The following is a 21,963-nucleotide window of genomic DNA, read 5'->3' as shown; positions in this document are numbered from 1 at the left end:
TGATAAACTCTTCATTAATCTTGCTTGCGGCCAGTGATCCGACACCACTCTTCTTGCTCAATAATTAGGTCTATGTCTAATTGATCACGATAATAGGTCGCCACGTCTTTGGCTTGTGTGTTCAGCACACCAGACATTGCCAACAGTCCACCAGGTTTAATTAAGCTTTTAATTACCGCAGAAAGCTCACGTAATGGGCCCGCTAAAATATTGGCAACGAGGACATCAGCGACTAAATTCTCTGGTTGATTTTGCGGTAGGTAAACCTCAATTTTATCGGCGACGCCATTGCGCTCAGCATTGTCTCTGGATGCTTGCAGTGCTTGCGGATCGATATCAATACCGATCACTTTCGCGGCACCGAGTTTAATCGCAGCAATCGCAAGAATACCCGAGCCACAGCCAAAGTCGATCACGGTTTTTCCGCTCAGATCGAGTGAATCAAGCCATTGTAAGCACAGTGCGGTTGTTGGGTGTGTACCGGTACCAAACGCTAAGCCCGGGTCAAGTAGCACATTGACGGCGTTAGGATCGGGGATGTCGCGCCAGCTTGGGCAGATCCATAACCGTTCACCAAACTTCATCGGATGGAAATTGTCCATCCATTCCCGCTCCCAATCTTTGTCTTCTATTTGCTCGATTTTATACGAGAAGTCGTCGGCAAGGAGTTGGCTGTCACGGATTTGAGCAAGGATACTTGGAGTATCGACTTCGGCGTCATACAAGGCTAATAGGTCAGTATCGCCCCACAAACGAGTCTCACCCGGTAGCGGTTCAAAGACAGGGGTATCTTTTGCATCGAGTAAGGTCACCGATAAAGCACCGGTCTCTTCCATTAACATATCGCTGATCGCTTCAGCATTTTCATTAGTAGCATTCAGTTTGATTTGAATCCAAGGCATGGCATGGGCTCTCTTTTATTCGCGGTTATTGGCGTAGAGTTTAGCAGGTTTGTCGGCTCGCTTCCTACCTGAAGTTATCTCGACGGAAAGGACGGGATTGATGAGCATCCTACGAGGGGAGATAAGAGGGTGGTAGCCTGCAAAAAAAATGCCCACCGAAGTGGGCATGATAGCAATTGAGGCGCGAGGCTATTATTTCATACCGAGTTTCTTCTCAAGATAGTGGATGTTGGTGCCACCATTTTGGAAGTTTTCGTCATTCATAATGATTTCTTGCAAAGGAATATTGGTTTTAATCCCTTCAATAATCATTTCATCGAGCGCATTACGCATGCGGGCTAGCGCGACATTACGGTTTTCACCATAGGTGATCAGTTTGCCGACCATCGAATCGTAGTAAGGCGGTACGGTATAACCTGCGTAAATGTGTGATTCCCAACGAACGCCCATGCCACCTGGAGAATGGAAACGAGTGATCGTGCCCGGAGAAGGTAAGAATCGCTCCGGATCTTCAGCGTTAATACGACATTCGACGGCATGGCCGCGGATCTTAATATCGTCTTGCGTAAAGGAGAGTGGTTGGCCAGCGGCAATACGTAATTGCTCTTTGATCAAATCAACCCCAGTGATCATTTCGGTTACGGGATGTTCAACCTGAATTCGGGTGTTCATTTCAATGAAGTAGAACTCGCCGTTTTCATACAGAAACTCAAAAGTACCAGCGCCGCGATAGCCAATTTCAATACAAGCACGCGTACAGCGTTCACCAATGTATTTACGTACTTCTTCATTGATGCCCGGTGCTGGCGCTTCTTCGACCACTTTTTGGTGACGACGTTGCATTGAGCAATCGCGTTCACCAAGATGAATCGCATTACCTTGACCATCGGCCAGTACTTGAACCTCAATATGACGTGGGTTTTCGAGGAATTTCTCCATATAAACCATGTCATTATTAAAGGCACCTTTGGCTTCTGCACGAGTCATGTTGATCGCGGTGATCAACTCGGCTTCTGAGCGTACCACGCGCATGCCTCGACCGCCGCCGCCGCCAGAGGCTTTGATGATCACGGGATAGCCGATGCGTTTCGCGTGGGCTTTATTTTTTGCTTCGTCACCATCGAGAGGACCATCCGAGCCAGGTACGCAAGGTACGCCGGCTTTTTTCATGGCGTTAATGGCTGATACTTTATCACCCATTAAGCGGATGGTTTCTGCTCTTGGGCCGACAAAGATAAAGCCACTGCGCTCGACTTGCTCAGCAAAGTCGGCGTTTTCAGACAGAAATCCGTAACCGGGATGAATGGCAACCGCCCCCGTCACTTCTGCGGCAGAAATAATGCGTGGGATATTGAGGTAGCTATCGATGCCTTTTGCTGGGCCGATACAGACCGTTTCATCCGCGAGGAGAACGTGTTTTAGGTCACGGTCTGCGGTGGAGTGAACCGCGACCGTTTTAATCCCTAATTCTTTACAAGCGCGAAGAATACGAAGCGCAATTTCGCCTCGGTTCGCGATAACTAATTTATCTAGCATAACCATTGGCCTCGATTATTCGATGACGACAAGAGGTTGATCAAATTCAACGGGTTGACCATCTTCGACAAGAATTGCGGTAACGACGCCAGATTTATCTGCTTCGATTTGGTTCATCATTTTCATCGCTTCAACGATACACAAGGTATCACCCGCGGAAACACTTTGGCCGACTTCAATAAAGCTTTTTGACTCTGGGCTTGGTGAGCGGTAGAAGGTACCAACCATTGGTGACAATACTTGATGGCCCGTTGGCACTTTGGCGACAGGTGCCGCTTCAGCCGTTGCAACGGGAGCCGCTACGGGTGCAGCGACAGGAGCAGCCGGTGCTGCAGCATAATGAACTTGAGTGGTTGGAGCTGGGCTATGACGGCTGATGCGTACCGACTCTTCTCCTTCAGAGATTTCTAACTCAGAAATGCCAGACTCTTCCACTAATTCAATCAATTTCTTTATTTTGCGAATATCCATTGGTTCTTTCTCTTTTATCTTGTGAGTAAGACAGCCCTATTAGGACTGTAGAATGTTGTGCGTTACTTTGTTTGCAGTGCGTGAATCGCTGCCAACAGAGCAAATTCATAGCCTTGTGCACCTAGGCCACAGATCACCCCTTGAGCCTTATCAGACAGATAGGAGTGATGACGAAACGGTTCGCGTGCATGTACATTAGAGAGATGCACTTCGATAAACGGTATCGCGACACCCAGTAAGGCATCACGGAGCGCTACACTGGTATGAGTAAAAGCGGCTGGATTGATAATGATGAAATCCACCTGATTGTGCGCCTGGTGAATGGCTTCAATCAATTCATACTCACGATTCGATTGCAGATGATCTAATGCTACATCGGCCAGCGCGGCTTGTTGGCGTAACTTATCAATGATCTGCTCAAGGGTCTGTGCGCCGTAATGTTCCGGCTCACGTAAACCCAGCAGGTTTAAGTTTGGACCATTAAGAACAAGAATGCGTAATTTCGCGGTCATTATGTAGCTATCGTCCTCTATCGTGAGATGTAACCTGATAATTTCATATTATGGCACTTTCGACCTACTTTTTTTGTCAAAAGTTCGCTGTTTTTATGAAATTGACCACGATTATAGCTAATTCGTCGCAAATGGCAGCAATTTACTGGTCTAATGACTATGACGGGTGTTTTTTGAACGACTATTGCTGGCTGAGACTGGAATTTAGATCTTTGGAAAGGGCTGGGTCTAGGAAAGGCAGGTTCTAGGGAAATCAAGAACTAGGTCCTAGGGGAAAGCAGCTCCTAGGTCCTAGGAAAAAAAGATTAAGATCAAGGTTCTAGGGAAGAGCAGGTCCTAGATCCTAGGGGAAAAACAACACCAGAACCCAAAACTCCAAACCTAAAGAGCCAAAGAGCCAAAGAGCCAAAGAACCTAGGACCTAGGACCTAGAACCTAGAACCTAAAGCTGTGCTTGTTCAGCAATCAACTTATCGACCACGCTTGGATCGGCAAGCGTTGAGGTATCGCCTAAGTTGCTAGTATCTCCAGTGGCAATTTTACGTAAAATACGGCGCATGATTTTACCTGAGCGAGTTTTCGGCAGCGAGTCGGTCCAATGCAGTACATCTGGGGTAGCGATAGGGCCAATCTCTTTACGCACCCAATCTTTGACTTCTTTGTGTAGCTCAACGCTAGGGTAGACGCCATGATTAAGGGTAATGTAAGCGTAGATCGCTTGCCCTTTAATATCGTGTGGGATGCCCACAATCGCCGCTTCGGCAATTTTATCAAACGCAACTAGGGCCGATTCGATCTCTGCGGTACCCATTCGGTGGCCAGATACGTTTAAGACATCATCGACTCGTCCGGTTATCCAATAATAGCCATCTTCATCACGACGTGCGCCATCGCTAGTAAAGTACATACCTTGGAAAGTAGAGAAGTAGGTTTGTTCAAAGCGTTCATGATCGCCGTAGACGGTGCGCATTTGCCCTGGCCATGAATCGAGGATCACTAAGTTACCTTCACTTGCACCCTCGATAAGGTTACCCATATTGTCGACTAATGCGGGTTGAACACCAAAGAAGGGACGTGTAGCTGAACCCGGTTTTAAAGCGGTCGCGCCAGGTAGAGGACTGATCAGAATACCGCCTGTTTCCGTTTGCCACCAAGTATCGACAATCGGAGATTGCTCGTTACCAATCGTTTTGTAATACCACTGCCAAGCTTCAGGGTTAATCGGTTCACCCACCGAGCCCATGATGCGTAAGCTGCTACGGTGCGTCCCTTTAATGGCCTCATCACCTTTTGCCATCAAAGCCCGAATCGCGGTTGGTGCAGTATAAAGGATATTGACTTGGTGTTTATCGACCACTTGGCTCATACGGTTAGTGTCGGGATAATTTGGCACACCCTCAAATAAAAGGGTTTTGGCACCATTGGCTAATGGACCATAGAGGAGATAAGTGTGTCCAGTTATCCAACCCACATCGGCGGTGCACCAGAAAGTTTCTTGGGGCTGATAATCAAAGATATATTTAAAGGTCATCGCCGCATACACCAAATAGCCACCAGTGGTATGCAATACACCTTTTGGTTTTCCTGTCGAGCCTGACGTATAGAGAATAAATAGTGGATCCTCGGCTTTCATCTCTTCGGCGGGGCAGTGTTCAGAGACGCTAGCCATGGCTTCATGCCACCAGACATCTCGATGTTCGTGCCAGTCGACTTGACCGCCGGTGCGTTGAAAAACAATCACCTTATTAATAGTTTTAATCTCAGGATGAGTCAGCGCTTCATCGACGTTTTTCTTCAAGGGGACAGCGCGGCCAGCTCGCACGCCTTCGTCGGCGGTGATCACTAAGGTGGCATCGGAGTCGATGATCCGTCCAGAGAGGGCTTCCGGCGAAAATCCGCCAAAAACGACAGTATGTACGGCCCCAATTCGGGTACAGGCTAACATCGCCACAGCCGCTTCCGGTACCATGGGCATGTATAAACACACCACATCGCCTTTACGTACTCCTTGAGCTTTTAATACGTTAGCAAATCGGCAAACTTGTTGATGGAGCTGACGATAAGTCAGGGTGGTATCATTCGCGGGATCGTCGCCTTCCCAAATAATGGCAACCTGATCGCCACGCTCTGCTAAATGACGGTCAAGGCAGTTTGCCGAGACATTCAAGGTGCCATCTTCAAACCAACGAATGTCAACGTGTCCGGTATCAAACGAGGTGTTTTTCACTACGCTGAAGGGTTTTATCCAATCAACAATTTTGCCATGTTCACGCCAGAATCCTTCCGGATCGGTAACCGATTGTTGATACATAGCGAGATAAGTGTCGTTGTCGGCATGGGTACACGCTTTGACACTCTCTTTGACCGGATAAATATGGGCATCACTCATGACTAACTCTCCTTGTGTAAGCGGTAAATTCCCTTGTGCTCTGAGACCAACTTGAGGATCCGTGCTGTCGTTTGATCAAAGCGCTTTAACTGGCTGGTTGAACATCATTAATGGGAAGCTTTTTATGCCTTTAACTGTTAGTCACCAGCAAGATTTACACAATTAGACTTTAGGATGAGGCCTCGATTAGCTAAGAGCTGGGCTGTGCTGATAAGGGCTTTTTAGCTTCGGTAATCCGCCTTTACTGAGGCGTACAAAAACTAATGCAGCGGTAATCGCATCTTGCAAGGCATCGTGCTTGTCTTGCATTGGCAAGTCGAGATGATGGCAAATCGCTGCAAGGCTTAGATCAAAGTAGGCATTGGGTAACTGTTTTTCCAACTGTTGATGATAAAGCTGGCTGACTTCAATCAGTGGATTAGGCAGTGGAAAGCCCAGTTGTTTACGACAGGCGATATCAAGAATCGTTTTATCATAACGAATATGATAACCGACCAATGGACGATTACCGATAAACGCGAGCAACTGTTGTAAAGCTTGCTGCTCCGACAAACCATTAGCGAGATCTTGATGACGTAACTGATGAATGCGCACCGAACCCGAATCTAAGGACGTTGGAGCGGCGAGACGAATATGGAAAGCTTGGCTGGTAAGAATTCGATTGTCGATGATTTTTGTTGCGGCAATACTGACTAGCTCGGCACGTTGTGGATCAAGGCTGGTGGTTTCACAGTCTAAAGAGATCAGTTCGGTTTTGAGGGGCGCGGTAAACAGATCTTGATAAGGTGACCCCGCTAATTTGTGGTGCCAATAATATCTCGCCAGCCAGTTCATTAGCGTTACTCCCTAATTTGGTAATGATAACTCAACCATTGCTTAAACTTTTTCACGACATGCAGGCTGTGACGCAGTAAGTCTCTTTCAGTGCGATCGAGCTGACCAAGCTGAATATGATTGGCGTGATGTTGGTTAGTGATTTGTTGCGCTAGACGCAATTTTAAAAACAGCTTTAACGCTTCTCTTAGGTTATCAGCGGTCTGTTTTTCTAATGCCTGTTGTGCCTGTAGTGCTTCAATGCGTTGAAAGGTATTCGTGCTGCTGATTTGATATTCAAGACTTAGCGCCCGCACGCCATGAACAATAGGAAAAATCCCCCCTTTCTTAATGTCCAAGCCGGATTTACTCGATTTAAGGTGGCCAAATAAGGTCAGGGGTAGCGAAAAATTCAGTGCTGGACGAGTAAACTCAGCCAATACCGCATATTGCCCGTAGATGCGGGTCTGTAAATGGTGTTTTACTGGTGCGAGTAAGGCTTTATTTCCTGCTACTGGGTAGGCATCAGCAAAGATAGCGAGGTTGAGCATGTGCTCGGGTCGCCTTGTCTGAATCCAATGGCTGATGGTCGTTTGCCAATCGGTTTGTGATTGTACCCAGTCAGGATTATTGACCATGACTTTCCCTGGACACAGTGGGTAGCCAAGCTGGACTAAAGTGTGGGTGAGCGTTTCTAGCCATGGTGTAGAGTGAGACCATTGAGCTTCATCGGCGATGATTAATGCATTGTCTTGATCGGTTTTGAGGATCTGCTCACCGCGCCCTTCTGAGCCTAAGACGACAAAGCAGCACTGCTGTTGCGCTTCACTGGGTACGATCAGTTGGAAGGCTTTTTCGATGATCTGCTCATTAACTGCCGCGATCAGTTCCATGATAAAGCGCGTTCTTATTCCTCGGTTGAGTAGGCTTTCGACCAGTTGCTGCTGCTTGTTCGCCGCAAAAGCCAACTCATCAATGCTCGTGGCGCGAGCAATGGTGAGCGTTAAAACGTGGGAGTGGGTCGAAAAAGCACTTAAGATTTGGACCATCGATAAAATACCCACGGCTTTACGTCCTTCACAGACCACCAAGCGTTTGACCTTGTGCCTCGTCATGCTGATCATTGCGTTAAACAGGAAATCGCCTTGTTGGATATGCAGGATGGGAGAGGTGGCTATCTCGCCGACTTCAGTCTGTTGTGTATGACCTTCTAACATAATTGCATGTAAAAGATTACTGCGGGTAACGATGCCATAGGGGGGAATATCTGAGGAGTCTGCGCGTCGGTCACCGATAGGCCATTCGACTAAGGCCGCATCCACGCGGCGACTTTTCATCTCTTGAGTGACTTCAGCTAAGGTCTGATCGGGTTTGACCAACGTTGGCTCAAGGTAGAGCTCAGGTTCTATTTTGGTCAGAATAAACTCAGCCAGATTTTTCTGCTGCTGGGCGACTTCAATCAGCTCTTGACGTTTGGCCAAGTTGGTTTCGAAATACGCCGAAAATTGGCGATTTTCACGGCACAGAGTCAGAAAAACTTTTTTGGGTAGCAAATAACTTAAGGTGTCTTCTAGTGCGACGTATTGATGCTTGGCGGAGGTTTCAAACAGAGCTCGCACGTCAAACATATCTTCATTAGTGTAGTGAGCATAGAGCGTTTTACCGTCCACTGAGCGCTCTTCTACCGTGCCTTTGATCAGAATCCACAGTTGATGACACGCTTGTCCCTGTTGGATCAACACGTCGTGCTCACGATAGTAAGCAATATCTAAAGCGGCGCGCAATCGCTGTTGTTGGGCCTCGCTTAAGCTGCTAAAGGGAGGCGAGAGCATGTTAAATTTGTCCGGCATAGTTAACTCACCTTGATAAGTGGGATGCTTGCTCTTTGTTCTGTCTGTTTTACGACGCGAATCAATCCGCCGCACTTATCGATAAGTGTGGCTGCTTTTCTCAAGCTCTCCAGACGACTTTGGTCTAATGTTAGTGCAATCGAATTGGCGACAATCGATGGACTATCGACAGTTATCTGTTTTTCTCCTCTGAGATTCTAGGGTCTGTTTATCTTTCGCGGTTAAATTTTGTTCGAGATAAAAGTGTTTTAATCGCGACGAGAGGTTTGTAGCCTAGTTATTCTAGGCAAAACACCTCTCAACAAAGAGTAAAACACTTTTAGCCGAACCCTTCGGGCAGCGTTTGTGGCTCCTTTCTACGGCGTTATCGGCTTCTCAGGTAGAGTAACTACATATCAAAGCCTCTGCCTTGTATAAAGCAGCCACAAATTGCTGCAAAAATCAGCTCGAAAGATAAACAGACCCTAATCATTGACCGCTTAGCGTTCGTCAAACAACAGGGAAATCGTCAAGGCGATGAAAGATCCCTTTTTAGTTTTAGGGACTTATTGCATAATCGCCGGTTATTATCGGTGTCCGATGTGCTTTCTCTGTGGGTGATGTTCAGTGCGGTTAGCGACGAGTGACGCGTTGGCAGGGACCCTGTGCTTTGGGCGATGAATTATTTAGGATCTGTTATGTTGAACCCTTCCCCTTTTGGGTGGATATCCCAATACTTTATTGGTTTCTTTTTTGCTTACGGGGTTTATTTACCGTTTTGGTCATTGTGGTTTGCCGATCAAGGTGTGTCGGCGACGGATATTGGCGTATTAGTCGGGATTGGTTTTGCAACCCGCTGTGTGGCGAATTTACTGTTTACACCACGGATCCATAAAGTCGAACATTTGTTACCTGCTTTACGTTGGCTCAGTTTAGCGGCGTTATTATTTATCGCGTTTCACTTTTTTACTGGCGGCAGTTTTTGGCTAATGGCCTTGGCAACGGTGTTATTTAACCTCTGTTGTGGGCCGATTGTTCCGCTTTCTGATGCGATGGCTAATTTTTACGCGAAACATCAATTACTTGATTACGGTCGTTCTCGTTTATGGGGTTCGGTGGCTTTTATTGCCGGGTCGACAGTGGTTGGCTATTTGGTGGCGTTATACGGCAGTAGCATGATTCTCTATACCGCCTTATTTGGTGCGGCAATCACTTTGCTGTTCAGTCTGCGTAACCCGCAGGTGATGCCTGTCACTGAAAGTCACGCTCACGCTGTGCGCCCTAAATTAACGCAGTTACTGCGTGAATTACCTGTGATTAAGTTTTTGTTATTGATGGCTTTGATTCAAGGCAGCCACGCCGCTTACTACAGTTTTAGTGCGATTCACTGGAAGCAAGCTGGGCACTCGGAAGCGATCATCGGCTATTTATGGAGCTTGGGGGTGGTCGCTGAGGTTCTGGTGTTCGCCTTAAGTAAGCGTTTATTTGCCGGATGGAGTCTACGAGCGTTGTTCGTGGTGGCCGCCCTAGGGGTCATGTTGCGTTGGGGACTGACCGCTTCGACAACGGCGATCATCGCGTTAGTCGCGATTCAACTGCTGCATGGCGTCACGTTTGCGATGGCGCATATTGCCGCGATTCAATATATTCAGCATTCGCCTCAAAATAAAATGGTGGCTTTACAAGCGCTGTATAACGCTATTCCTCTTGGTGCGGTTATTGCGTTGCTAACCACGCTCAGTGGCTGGGGATACGATCACTTTGGTGCGGGAGTGTTTTGGGTCATGGCAGCAATGGGTGGGCTAGCACTATTGATTAAGGTTGAGTTACCGAGTTCAGTTATACAAGATGGACAAGCGGTTAAAGCTGAGCCTGAAGCACAGAATTGATGTTCAGTGATTGAGTTGTGAGTGAATCCTTTGTTAAATAACCTCTCCTTAAGGAGAGGTTTTTTTAGGCGCAGAAAAAAGGATTCCTAATGCATGGATGGATCGTAATCCCAGTTTCGCTGATGTATTTAGGCGTACTCTTTTTGATTGCGTGGTATGGCGATAGACAAACGCGCTGGTTAGCGCACTGGCGGCCCTGGATTTACAGTCTATCGATTGCGGTGTATTGCACGTCATGGACCTTTTATGGCACGGTCGGTCAAGCCAGTGCCAATCCTTGGTCTTTTTTACCTATCTATCTTGCACCGATGCTGGTGTTTATTTTTGGTTGGCGGGTATTAGCACGGCTGATCTTGATTGCTAAACGTGAGCACATTACCTCGATTGCCGATTTTATCGGTGCACGTTACGGCAAGTCGCAAGGGTTAGCCGTCACGGTGACCTTAATCGCGGTTGCCGGAATATTGCCTTATATCGCTTTGCAGTTACGTGGCATCACCATGGGACTGAATGTGGTTGCTCCGGATTTGTACGCTCAATTTGGCTATCAAGATGACCATATTTCTTGGTTTGTGGTTTTGGCGTTGGCGTTATTTACCATGTTGTTTGGTACGCGCCATATTGATAATACCGAGCATCATCGTGGCATGATGATGGCCATTGCGTTTGAATCGATAGTGAAATTGGTGGCCTTTTTAGCGGTGGGCTTGTTTGTTGGTTATGTGATTTTTTCTGATCATAGCATCGACGTGTTGGCCATTGCCGAGCAAACGTATCAAGCCCCCAATTGGCCGACATTATTGGTTCATACTCTGTTAACCATGCTGGCGATTGTCTGCCTACCACGCCAATTTCATACCATGGTGGTAGAAAATGAGCGACCGCAAGATTTGCACACCGCCCGCTGGCTTTTTCCTCTGTATTTAATGTTGATGGGGCTATTTGTTTTACCGATAGCTTGGGTTGGTCAAGCGCTACTACCTAATGCTCCTGCCGATACGTTAGTGCTGAGTATTCCTATGCACGTCGGGGCTGAGCAGATTGCCTTATTGGCTTTTTTAGGCGGTACTTCGGCTGCGTCGGGGATGGTGATTGTATCGACGATAGCGTTGGCGATCATGGTTTCGAATGATCTTGTTATGCCTCTGTTGTTACGCCGCATGCGCTTAACACATCGTAACCACCGTCATTTCTCTGGTTTATTGGTGATTATTCGTCGCACCCTGATTTTATTATTGCTATTGGGCGCGTGGGGATTTTATCTTGCCCTCGATAGCATTCCTTCTCTGTCTGCGATTGGCTTTCTTTCTTTTTCGGCGATTACCCAATTTGCCCCAGCTTTGCTTGGCGGAATGTACTGGCGAGATGGCAATCGCAAAGGCGTTTATGTGGGGTTAGCGGTTGGGTTCACCTTGTGGCTTATCACTCTCATGAGCGCAACACAAATGCTCGCTGGGGATGCGCAAAATAACGTTTTATTATGGTTGATCACTCCGCCCTCATGGTTATATGAGCTGGGAATGAGTCGCGTCGATTGGGGAATGCTACTCAGCGTATCACTCAATACGCTGTGTTATGTTGTCGTATCGTTAGTGACTCGCTCAAGCTTAAGTGAGCGCTTACAAGCGGCTTCATTTATTGGCACGCCACTGCCTGAAAATGAAAACATGAGCCTCTACCAAAGTCGGGTTACGGTGGCTGAGTTAGAAATGCTTGCGGCGCGTTTTGTCGGACGTTCCCGGGTGCGCAGTGCTTTTGCTCAGTTTTGGGCTCAGCAAAACGTCAGTTTAATGCCTAATCAACAAGCGCCCGCAGGATTGATTCGCCATACAGAACGTGTGCTAGCGGGGGTTTTTGGTGCTTCTTCGGCTAAGCTAGTCCTGACTTCGGCTCTACAGGGCCGAAAAATGCAGTTGGAAGAAGTGGCGACCATCGTTGATGAAGCCTCTGAGCTGTATGATTTTAGTCGGGGTTTGCTACAAGGCGCGATTGAGCATATCGGACAAGGGATTGCGGTAGTCGATAAACAGCTTAGGCTAGTGGCTTGGAACCAACGTTATTTAGAGTTGTTTCATTTTCCTGCAGGGTTAATCCAGGTTGGGCGGCCGATTGCCGATATTATTCGTCATAATGCTCAACAGGGATTATGTGGGCCGGGTGATCCTGAAGATCATGTTCGAAAGCGCGTCGAGTATTTACAACAAGGTTCAAGACATACCTCATCTAGAATGCGCAGTGATGGGCGAGTGATTGAAGTGCAAGGCAATCCGATGCCCGGTGGTGGGTTTGTGATGAGCTTTAGTGATATCACGGTATTTCGCAATGCTGAACGTAACTTAAAAGAGGCCAACGAACACTTGGAAGAGCGAGTGGTTGAGCGGACGCGAGAGTTAGAAAAACTAAACCAACAGTTGGTTGTCGCCACTCAAAAAGCAGAGCGTGAATCACAATCGAAATCGCGTTTCTTAGCCGCGGTGAGCCATGATTTAATGCAGCCATTAAATGCGGCTCGTTTATTTGCATCGTCTTTATCTGAAGTGGCTAAAGAGCAAGAGTCTCAACGGTTAGCGCATCATATCGAAAGCGCGCTTAGCGCTGCGGAAGATTTAATTGGTGATTTACTGGATATCTCACGTTTAGAGTCGGGTAAGTTAGATATTCATCAGCATACGTTTCCAATCCATAGCATGTTAACTCATTTACAGGCCGAGTTTAGTGCGTTGGCTAAGCAGCAGCAGGTACAATTTCATATGGTGCCGTCTTCGTTATATGTTCAGTCGGATCCGAAGTTGCTGCGTCGCGTCATTCAAAATTTTCTCACTAATTCTTTTCGCTATAGTCCGCAAGGACGAGTCGTACTTGGGGTGCGCCGCAGTCAAACCATGGTGCGTATCGAAGTATGGGATAACGGTTTTGGGATTGCTGAAGATAAACAGCAGGAAATTTTTGAAGAGTTTAATCGCGGTGGGCAGATTCGTTCTGATCAAGGTCTCGGCTTAGGTTTAGCGATATCAAAAGGCATTGCTCAGGCATTAGATCATGCTATTACCATGCGTTCTTGGCCAGGCAAAGGCAGCGTTTTCTCGCTTACTTTACCTCGTTCGCAAGCGATCTCTGTACCAACGCCTAGGCTGAAAGCGACGGAAACGTTATCTGATCTGAGCTATCTGCGAGTGTTATGCGTTGATAATGAGCCGGATATTTTAGTCGGGATGCGACAATTATTAGAGCGTTGGGGCTGTGAGGTAAAAACCGCCGTTGATTTGTTGTCAAGCTTGCAAGCATTAGAACAGCAATGGGTTCCTGATGTTATTTTATCCGACTATCGACTCGATCATGGCCGAACCGGCTTAGAAGTTTTGCAACAGTGCCGCTTAAGGTTAGGCGATTGTTTTTTTGGGGTGATCATCAGTGCTGATCGTAACCCAGACATTGTCGAAGGCATTCAAGCTGGAGGCTTTGGTTTTATGGCTAAGCCAATCAAACCTTTGAAATTGCGTGCTTTATTGAATCAGTGCCGATAAATCATCCTACCCCTGAGTCGTCGGGGGTAGGATGAGTTGACGGAGTGCTCGCGCTACTGGTCGCTATTGATCGTTAATGGCCAACCAATGTCGGTTTGACGGTTAGCTTCCAGTTCCAATTCACTACGAGTGAGCGGATTGTCTTGTAACCACTGTTGATTGATGGTTAACGTTAAATTATCGCCTTGCGCCTCAAGCTGCACTTCAGGCTCTAAGGCCGGATGACGTCGGTGGCTGAGCAGCACCGCCAAACGCAACAAACGTAATAAGCGTTTTCCCGTGGTTCCAGAAAGAGCATGTTGCTCGGGTAGTGAGGTCAGTTGTTCTCGGTAACGACGGGTGATCTCGGCTAAATATTGTTTTTGCGCACGGGTGTAACCGGGTAAATCGAGATGTTGTAGCAAGTACGCGCTGTGCTCGCCCCCTTTGCGAAAATCAATCGCTAAACCAATTTCATGCAATTGTGCAGCACTGCGTAATAACATTTCCGCTTGTGGTTCAGGAGCCCAGCTCTCTCCGCCACACTGGGCAAGCAGTCGACTGGCGAGAGTGGCCACCTGTTGAGCGTATTGACGGTCAATCTGATAGCGTTTTTGGATGCTTTGAATGGTGCGAGCGCGGATGTCTTCTTGACGAAGAGTCTCGACCATCTCATAGACTAACCCTTCACGTAATGCGCCACCGGCCAGTGTCATGGCTTCAATATTGAGTGACTCAAAAATAGCGATTAAGATCGATAAGCCGCTCGGAAAGACTAAAGCACGTTCTAAAGTTAAACCTTCAATATCCAATTCTTCAAGGTGATCCGCTAGCATCGCCTGCTTTTGCAAGCGTTTGAGTTTCGGGAGGGTGATGATCTCATCCATCCCTTGCGCCAACATGATCTCTTGTAGCGCTTGAACGGTACCACTGGCTCCGACGCAGACATTCCAACCCAATTGGCGATAAGTATCCAATATGGGGTCTAGCATTTGCTTTGCCGCATAAATGGCATTGTTAAAGTTACTGGTATTGAGTTGGCGATCTTTAAAATGTCGCTCTAACCACGTAACACAGCCCATTTTTAAGCTGGTTAACGCATTAGCTTCAAACCCTTCACCAATAATCAACTCTGTGCTAGCACCACCAATATCAACCACTAATCGCCGACCCATACCCCCAGAGGTATGAGCTACACCTTTATAAATGGTTGCCGCTTCTTCTTCTCCGGTAATAACTTCGATAGGGTGACCTAAAATGGCATTTGCTTTTTGCAAGAATTGCTCAGCATTGATTGCCGTGCGTAGCGTCGCGGTACCGACAATCTTAATGTGTGGTGCGGGAATATCTTGTAGGCGCTCGGCAAACAAACTTAAACAATCCCAGCCACGCTGCATCGCTTCTTGACTTAATGCATTCTGTTCATCCAATCCAGCAGCTAAGCGAACCTTACGTTTAATTTTCGCTAGGGTTTGCACACTGCCATCGACGTGACGAACCACCAACATATGAAAGCTGTTAGAACCTAGGTCGATAGCCGCATAGAGCGGTGAAGAAGTGTGGTGACTCATAGATAAATTACGAATCCTTTTTCGGTCGTGGTGCACGTGGACGACGTTGTGGCTTTCGGTTACCTGAACGTGATCCTGTGGTGTTAGTCCGACGTTGCTGCGATGAAGAACGCAGAGTTAATGGCTTAGGTAAATCGGTCAATAGCGCGGTTGGATCGTAATCCGACATCGGAATCGAGTGCTCAATATACTCCTCAATCGCAGGTAGATTGACGGCGTACTCTTCACAGGCAAAACTGATCGAAGAACCACTTTCTCCCGCTCGACCTGTTCGGCCAATACGGTGGACATAATCTTCGCTATCGTCAGGTAAATCATAGTTAAAAACATGAGTCACTAAAGGAATATGCAATCCACGAGCAGCAACATCGGTAGCGACCAAAATGTCCAATTCACCTTGGGTAAATTGTTCTAAGATACGTTCACGTTTTTTCTGGGGTACATCACCAGTCAGTAGACCCACTCGATGTCCGTCAGCGGCTAAACTTCCCCAAACCTGTTCACAGCGATGTTTAGTATTGGCAAAAACAATCGCTTTATCTGGCCATTCTTCTTCAATAATGGTTTGTAAAAGGGCCATTTTATGTTCATTTGAAGGGTAGAACAGCTCTTCTTTAATGCGGTGGCCGGTTTTTTGGGTCGCTTCCACGACCACATGCTCTGGATTATGCATGTGCTCAAAGGCCAGTTCCTGAACACGATAAGACAACGTGGCAGAAAAGAGCATATTGAGACGTTCTTTAGGCTCGGGCATACGGCGGAATAAGAAACGGATATCTTTAATAAAGCCTAAATCAAACATCCGATCGGCTTCGTCCAACACAACGGCTTGAATATGGTTAAGGTTGAACGCTTTTTGTTTATAGAAATCGATGATACGTCCGGTGGTACCGATTAATACATCGACGCCTTCTTGAATTTTAGCCAGTTGCTTATCGTAGCTTTCACCACCATACGCTAGCGCGGTTTTTATGCCCGTGGTAGCAATTAATGATTCTGCATCGTTATAAATTTGAATCGCTAATTCACGCGTCGGGGCCATGATGATGGCGCGAGGCTGGTTAGGTTTTCGTCCTTCCGCTTCAGGGGTCGTCAGTAAGTGATTGAAGGTAGCAGTAAGAAACGCAAGGGTTTTACCAGTGCCCGTTTGGGCCTGGCCTGCAATGTCTTGGCCGGTGAGCAGGACCGGCAACGCCAAGGCTTGGATCGGGGTACAATATTCAAACCCTTTTTTATCCAATCCTTCAATGACTTGCGGGTGTAAACCGAAGTCGGCGAACTTTTGCTCTGTGATGTGTGTCTTTTTCATTGCTATAGAATATCAGCTTACACTTGCAATACGGAAGTAAATACATTCCAATAGAGCATCTAATTTACTGGTTGTTATGCAATCAGTTCAGAAAAACACATTGGAGTGGAAGATGAGTGATAAAATTTTGCAGCTTTCTGATGAAAGTTTTGAGAACGATGTGATCAAAGCTGCAGGCCCGGTTCTAGTCGATTTTTGGGCAGAATGGTGCGGACCATGTAAAATGATCGCCCCGATTCTTGATGAAATCGCTGAAGAGTACCAAGGCAAACTCACTATCGGTAAATTGAATATCGACCACAATGCAGGAACGCCACCTAAGTTCGGTATTCGCGGTATTCCTACCCTTCTTTTATTCAAAGATGGTAGTGTTGCAGCAACTAAAGTTGGCGCGTTGTCTAAAACTCAATTGAAAGAGTTTTTGGACGCCAATCTGTAGCGCAAAGTGTAAAACCGCACCTCACGTGCGGTTTTCTTTTGCAAAAAACATTTTCTAGACTACGCTTATTTTTAGTGTTAGTTTATCGCACGTTAATTAAACAAGTGTTCACTTCTTGGTCAATCCTGAGACCAAATCCATCTTAACTAGAAAATAGATCCTATTTTGACTAAACAAGTATCCACCACAATGAATCTAACAGAATTGAAGAGCAGACCTGTGTCTGATCTTGTGAAACTTGGTGAGAGCCTAGGCCTTGAAAACCTCGCGCGTCTAAGAAAACAAGACATCATCTTCGCTATCCTTAAAGCACATGCAAAAGGCGGTGAAGATATTTTTGGCGACGGGGTCTTGGAAATTCTTCAAGACGGTTTTGGTTTCTTACGCAGTGCAGACAGCTCCTACTTGGCTGGCCCTGACGACATCTATGTGTCACCGAGCCAAATTCGTCGCTTTAACTTGCGCACGGGTGACTCGATTGCTGGGAAAATCCGTCCACCCAAAGAAGGTGAACGTTACTTCGCACTGCTTAAAGTGAACACGGTTAACCACGACAAACCTGACAACGCCCGCAACAAAATTCTTTTCGAAAACTTAACACCTTTACACGCTAATGAACGCATGGTGATGGAACGTGGTAATGGTTCTACGGAAGACATTACTGCTCGAGTTCTTGATCTTGCCGCTCCGATTGGTAAAGGACAGCGTGGTTTGATTGTTGCTCCGCCAAAAGCGGGTAAGACCATGTTATTGCAAAATATTGCCCAGAGTATTGCTAACAATCACCCTGAGTGTGTTTTGATGGTATTACTGATTGATGAACGCCCAGAAGAAGTCACGGAAATGCAACGCCTTGTTAAAGGTGAAGTGATTGCTTCTACCTTTGATGAACCAGCATCGCGTCACGTACAAGTGGCTGATATGGTAATCGAAAAAGCCAAGCGTTTGGTTGAGCATAAAAAAGATGTCGTTATCTTACTCGACTCCATTACCCGTTTAGCTCGTGCTTACAATACGGTTGTCCCTTCATCAGGTAAAGTACTAACGGGTGGTGTTGACGCTAACGCTTTGCATCGTCCTAAACGTTTCTTTGGTGCCGCGCGTAATGTTGAAGAGGGAGGCAGCTTAACCATTATTGCTACCGCTCTTGTCGATACAGGCTCAAAAATGGATGAAGTGATTTACGAAGAATTTAAAGGGACAGGTAACATGGAACTGCACCTTAATCGTAAAATTGCTGAAAAACGCGTCTTCCCAGCGATAGATTTTAACCGTTCAGGTACGCGCCGCGAAGAGTTGCTCACGAAGACGGATGAGCTGCAAAAAATGTGGATTCTACGTAAGATTGTTCATCCAATGGGTGAAACTGATGCGATGGAATTCCTGATTGATAAGTTGGCAATGACCAAAACCAACGATGAATTCTTTGATGCGATGCGCCGTCAATAAAGTGAAGTAAAATCCTCTAAAACACCACACTATTAGCGTGGTGTTTTTTTTTTGGAAAAATCCAACCTCGTACGCTGATTTTAACTAAATAGACAAAGAGATGTTGGAAAGAGCGCTGAAATAAAGCGCTTTTTTGTTATACTAAGTTCAAGGTAATCAACGACAAGAAAGCTTATGAATTTTAAGGATTTACGTGATTTTATTGACTATCTTGAACAGCGTGGTGAGTTAAAACGCGTTGCTCATCCGGTTGATCCTCATTATGAAATGACCGAAATCAGTGACCGTACACTGCGAGCGGGCGGACCAGCGCTGTTATTTGAAAATCCAATTGGCTATGACTTGCCAGTATTGACCAATTTATTTGGTACTCCCGAACGTGTTGCCATGGGGATGGGCCGAGAAAGTGTACAGGATTTGCGTGAGGTTGGTAAATTGCTCGCTTATCTTAAAGAGCCTGAGCCTCCGCGAGGTTTTAAAGATGCCTTAGATAAGCTGCCCGTTTTCCGGCAAGTACTTAATATGCCCGTTAAGCGTTTACGAAAAGCACCATGCCAACAAATCATCTGGCAGGGTGATGAGGTTGATTTAGATAAAATCCCAGTCATGAGTTGTTGGCCTAATGATGTCGCACCTTTATTAACTTGGGGATTAACGATTACTCGTGGCCCCAATAAAAAACGTCAGAACTTAGGCATTTACCGTCAACAAAAAATTGCTAAAAATAAAGTTATTATGCGTTGGTTAGCGCATCGTGGTGGTGCACTCGATCTGCGAGATTGGATGGAAACACATCCGGGAAAGCCTTTTCCTATTTCGGTCGCTTTTGGCGCTGATCCTGCAACGATTCTTGGTGCGGTTACTCCGGTGCCTGATACGCTATCTGAATATGCTTTTGCTGGTTTATTACGTGGTAGCAAAACAGAAGTGGTTAAATCGGTGAGTAATGACTTAGAGGTCCCTGCGAGTGCTGAAATTGTCCTTGAAGGTTATATTGACCCTAATGAGTTTGCTGACGAAGGACCTTATGGTGACCATACCGGTTATTACAATGAAGTTGAGCGTCATCACGTCTTTACGGTTACTCATGTAACTATGCGCCAACAACCGATTTACCACAGTACTTACACCGGACGCCCACCTGATGAGCCTGCCGTACTAGGGGTTGCATTAAATGAGGTGTTTGTCCCGATACTACAAAAACAGTTTCCTGAAATTGTTGATTTCTATTTGCCTCCGGAAGGTTGCTCGTATCGCATGGCGATAGTCACGATTAAAAAACAATATCCAGGTCATGCTAAGCGAGTAATGATGGGAGTTTGGTCGTTTCTCCGTCAATTTATGTATACGAAGTTTGTGATTGTCTGTGATGAAAGCGTTGATGCTCGAAATTGGTCGTCGGTCATTCAAGCGATGTGTGAGCATATGGATCCGGTTCGCGACAGTTTGATGATTGAAAACACCCCCATCGATTCGCTAGATTTTGCTTCGCCGGTGGTGGGGTTGGGTTCTAAAATGGGCTTAGATGCTACTCGTAAATGGCCAGCAGAATCAGTCAGTGATAAACCCAATCCATCCAATACCTTTGCATCGTTAACAGAACAGGACATTACGGTTTTTAAAGAGCAGTATCCACAAGTGATCGATCTGTATTTGCCTGAAAGTGCTCACAATCAATTTGCGCTCGTGGCAATGGAAAAAGTCCAAGCTGGACAATCTCAACGGATACTTGAAGCGGTATGGCAGTTTTTATCTCAGTTTGCTCACGTTAAATTTGTGGTACTTTGTGATGATGATGTTAATGTTCGTGATTGGAATGATGTTATCTGGGCGATTACCACCCGTATGGATCCTGCACGTGATACGGTGAGCGATAAGAATCACAATACCTTTGTCAGTCAGTTAGGTTTCGATGCCACTAATAAATTTGCTGGAGAAGTCGCGCGTGAATGGGGGACTCCGATTAAGAAGGATCCTCAGTTAGTTGCTAAAGTCGATCAAATGTGGCCTTTGTTAAAGATCGATTAACCTATCGTCTGCGTATTTGTCAGGCCTGGTTATCAAACATTCATTATTTTTATCGGTGAAGTCAGTCATCACCTCAGCAAGGATGCCTACCAAGAAAAGGTCGCTGGGGTAAAAGGTGACTGGCTCAGTCTTTTTACGTCATATAGCACTTACTTTGGTTAAGTAAGGAAGAGGAAGTCATGACCATTCAATGTAAAGTGAAGTTGATTCAGCCTTTGGCCAATCATACCTATCAGATTTTACTGCAACCGACTACACCAGTTGCTTTTAAAGCCGGCCAGTACCTTATGGTGGTAATGGGTGAAAAAGATAAGCGGCCTTTCTCAATAGCCAGTAGTCCATGCCGTGATAATGGAGAGCTGGAACTTCATATTGGCGCTGCCGAACATAATGCTTACGCACAGGAAGTGGTGCAGGTTATGCAACAAGCACTTGAACAGCAAGGCGAAGTAACGATCGATGCGCCTCACGGAGAGGCATGGTTACAAGAAGATGCGAAACGACCATTACTCTTGATCGCAGGCGGCACAGGATTTAGTTATGTTCGCTCGATTTTAGATCGCTGTCTAGCACTGGGCAATATCACACCGATTTATCTTTATTGGGGAGCCCGAGATGAAGCGCAGCTCTATGCTTTGCAAGAGCTACAAACGATAACAGATCAATATGCCCATGTTCACTTTGTTCCTGTTGTTGAAAAAGCACCGGCAGAATGGTCAGGCAAAATTGGCAATGTATTACAAGCGGTGATGGCAGATTTTGACTCATTAGCAGAATTTGATATCTATATAGCCGGTCGATTTGATATGGCGGGTGCAGCGAGAGATCAATTTACCCAACATAAACAAGCAATCAGCGAGCGGATGTTCGCCGATGCTTATGCGTTTATATGAGAAAAGACATCGATTGATTAAAACACGTACAGTAATGTTCAATAATTGGTCGCTTGTACGTTTTTTAAAGATATTTTGATAAAAAGCACTTGCCAAGCCAAACGAACTCCCTATAATGCGCCCTCACTGACACGGCAGACGCCGCAAGGCTTCAGGCAGTGTTGGTTGAGGGAAAACTTCTAAAAAAGAAAATTTGAAAAAGTGTTTGACTCTTCAAATTAACTCGCTAGAATTCACCTCCGCTTCGAAGCTCAACGAGAGATTCGCAAGCCAGCTCTTTAACAATTTAAACCAATCAATCTGTGTGGGCACTCGTTGATGATAATCAAAATGCTTAGCAATAAGCACTTCGGTTTCAATGAACTGAGTGACCAAATTGATAGGGCTTTTAGCACTATCGGCACAGTCAATTCATTATCGTTCTGTTGGA

Annotated in this window: 15 protein-coding genes; 6 read left to right on the top strand and 9 right to left on the bottom strand. The window is 46.3% G+C overall.

Annotation, left to right across the window (positions count from 1 at the left end; translation table 11 throughout):
- Positions 1–14: 14 nt before the first annotated feature.
- The 7 genes from prmA to CAG58_RS15175 form a co-directional block, all read right to left on the bottom strand.
- Positions 15–902 (bottom strand): 50S ribosomal protein L11 methyltransferase, encoded by an 888-nt coding sequence (gene prmA / locus CAG58_RS15205; RefSeq protein ID WP_161426369.1) that lies wholly within the window; start codon positions 900–902, stop codon positions 15–17.
- Positions 903–1,094: 192 nt separating this feature from the next.
- Positions 1,095–2,438, bottom strand: coding sequence for an acetyl-CoA carboxylase biotin carboxylase subunit (accC, locus tag CAG58_RS15200; protein ID WP_040905716.1), 1,344 nt, complete (start codon positions 2,436–2,438; stop codon positions 1,095–1,097).
- 15 nt (positions 2,439–2,453) lie between these two features.
- A complete protein-coding gene (gene accB, locus CAG58_RS15195; protein ID WP_154169385.1) occupies positions 2,454–2,909 on the bottom strand; it encodes an acetyl-CoA carboxylase biotin carboxyl carrier protein in 456 nt (151 codons plus the stop codon).
- 62 nt (positions 2,910–2,971) lie between these two features.
- Positions 2,972–3,421 (bottom strand): type II 3-dehydroquinate dehydratase, encoded by a 450-nt coding sequence (gene aroQ, locus CAG58_RS15190; RefSeq protein ID WP_161426368.1) that lies wholly within the window; start codon positions 3,419–3,421, stop codon positions 2,972–2,974.
- A 442-nt stretch (positions 3,422–3,863) separates the two neighbouring features.
- Complete coding sequence (gene acs / locus CAG58_RS15185; RefSeq protein ID WP_161426367.1) at positions 3,864–5,810, bottom strand: acetate--CoA ligase; 1,947 nt, start codon at positions 5,808–5,810, stop codon at positions 3,864–3,866.
- 186 nt (positions 5,811–5,996) lie between these two features.
- Complete coding sequence (locus CAG58_RS15180) at positions 5,997–6,644, bottom strand: 3'-5' exonuclease (protein WP_158137710.1); 648 nt, start codon at positions 6,642–6,644, stop codon at positions 5,997–5,999.
- A 5-nt stretch (positions 6,645–6,649) separates the two neighbouring features.
- The gene (locus CAG58_RS15175) at positions 6,650–8,473 is read right to left on the bottom strand and encodes a DUF294 nucleotidyltransferase-like domain-containing protein (RefSeq protein ID WP_161426366.1); all 1,824 of its coding nucleotides are present in this window, start codon (positions 8,471–8,473) and stop codon (positions 6,650–6,652) included.
- Positions 8,474–9,150: 677 nt separating this feature from the next.
- Here CAG58_RS15175 and CAG58_RS15170 point away from each other — a divergent pair.
- Together CAG58_RS15170 and CAG58_RS15165 are read left to right on the top strand one after the other, a co-directional pair.
- Positions 9,151–10,341 (top strand): 3-phenylpropionate MFS transporter, encoded by a 1,191-nt coding sequence (locus CAG58_RS15170; RefSeq protein ID WP_158144362.1) that lies wholly within the window; start codon positions 9,151–9,153, stop codon positions 10,339–10,341.
- Positions 10,342–10,430: 89 nt separating this feature from the next.
- Complete coding sequence (locus CAG58_RS15165) at positions 10,431–13,865, top strand: hybrid sensor histidine kinase/response regulator (protein ID WP_161426365.1); 3,435 nt, start codon at positions 10,431–10,433, stop codon at positions 13,863–13,865.
- Between the two features lie 53 nt (positions 13,866–13,918).
- Here the strand turns inward: CAG58_RS15165 and gppA are convergent, their stop codons facing one another.
- Together gppA and rhlB are read right to left on the bottom strand one after the other, a co-directional pair.
- Positions 13,919–15,415 (bottom strand): guanosine-5'-triphosphate,3'-diphosphate diphosphatase, encoded by a 1,497-nt coding sequence (gppA, locus tag CAG58_RS15160; RefSeq protein ID WP_161426364.1) that lies wholly within the window; start codon positions 15,413–15,415, stop codon positions 13,919–13,921.
- Between the two features lie 7 nt (positions 15,416–15,422).
- A complete protein-coding gene (gene rhlB, locus CAG58_RS15155; protein WP_004397313.1) occupies positions 15,423–16,724 on the bottom strand; it encodes an ATP-dependent RNA helicase RhlB in 1,302 nt (433 codons plus the stop codon).
- Positions 16,725–16,836: 112 nt separating this feature from the next.
- On the opposite strand from rhlB, the gene trxA reads away from it, so the two are divergent.
- The 4 genes from trxA to fre all read left to right on the top strand — a co-directional run bounded on the left by trxA (position 16,837) and on the right by fre (position 21,533).
- Positions 16,837–17,163, top strand: a complete 327-nt coding sequence (gene trxA, locus CAG58_RS15150; protein ID WP_004397310.1) for a thioredoxin TrxA — start codon at positions 16,837–16,839, stop codon at positions 17,161–17,163.
- Positions 17,164–17,352: 189 nt separating this feature from the next.
- A complete protein-coding gene (gene rho / locus CAG58_RS15145) occupies positions 17,353–18,612 on the top strand; it encodes a transcription termination factor Rho (RefSeq protein WP_040905638.1) in 1,260 nt (419 codons plus the stop codon).
- A gap of 174 nt (positions 18,613–18,786) precedes the next feature.
- Positions 18,787–20,640, top strand: a complete 1,854-nt coding sequence (ubiD, locus tag CAG58_RS15140; protein WP_161426363.1) for a 4-hydroxy-3-polyprenylbenzoate decarboxylase — start codon at positions 18,787–18,789, stop codon at positions 20,638–20,640.
- Positions 20,641–20,819: 179 nt separating this feature from the next.
- The gene (gene fre / locus CAG58_RS15135; RefSeq protein WP_154169373.1) at positions 20,820–21,533 is read left to right on the top strand and encodes an NAD(P)H-flavin reductase; all 714 of its coding nucleotides are present in this window, start codon (positions 20,820–20,822) and stop codon (positions 21,531–21,533) included.
- Positions 21,534–21,963: the final 430 nt, after the last annotated feature.

The sequence above is a fragment of the Vibrio sp. V31_P5A7T61 genome (assembly GCF_009904895.1).
GTDB lineage: Bacteria > Pseudomonadota > Gammaproteobacteria > Enterobacterales > Vibrionaceae > Vibrio > Vibrio metschnikovii.
Note: the sequence above shows the minus strand (reverse complement) of the source record. Positions and strands in the feature narration are given on the sequence as shown.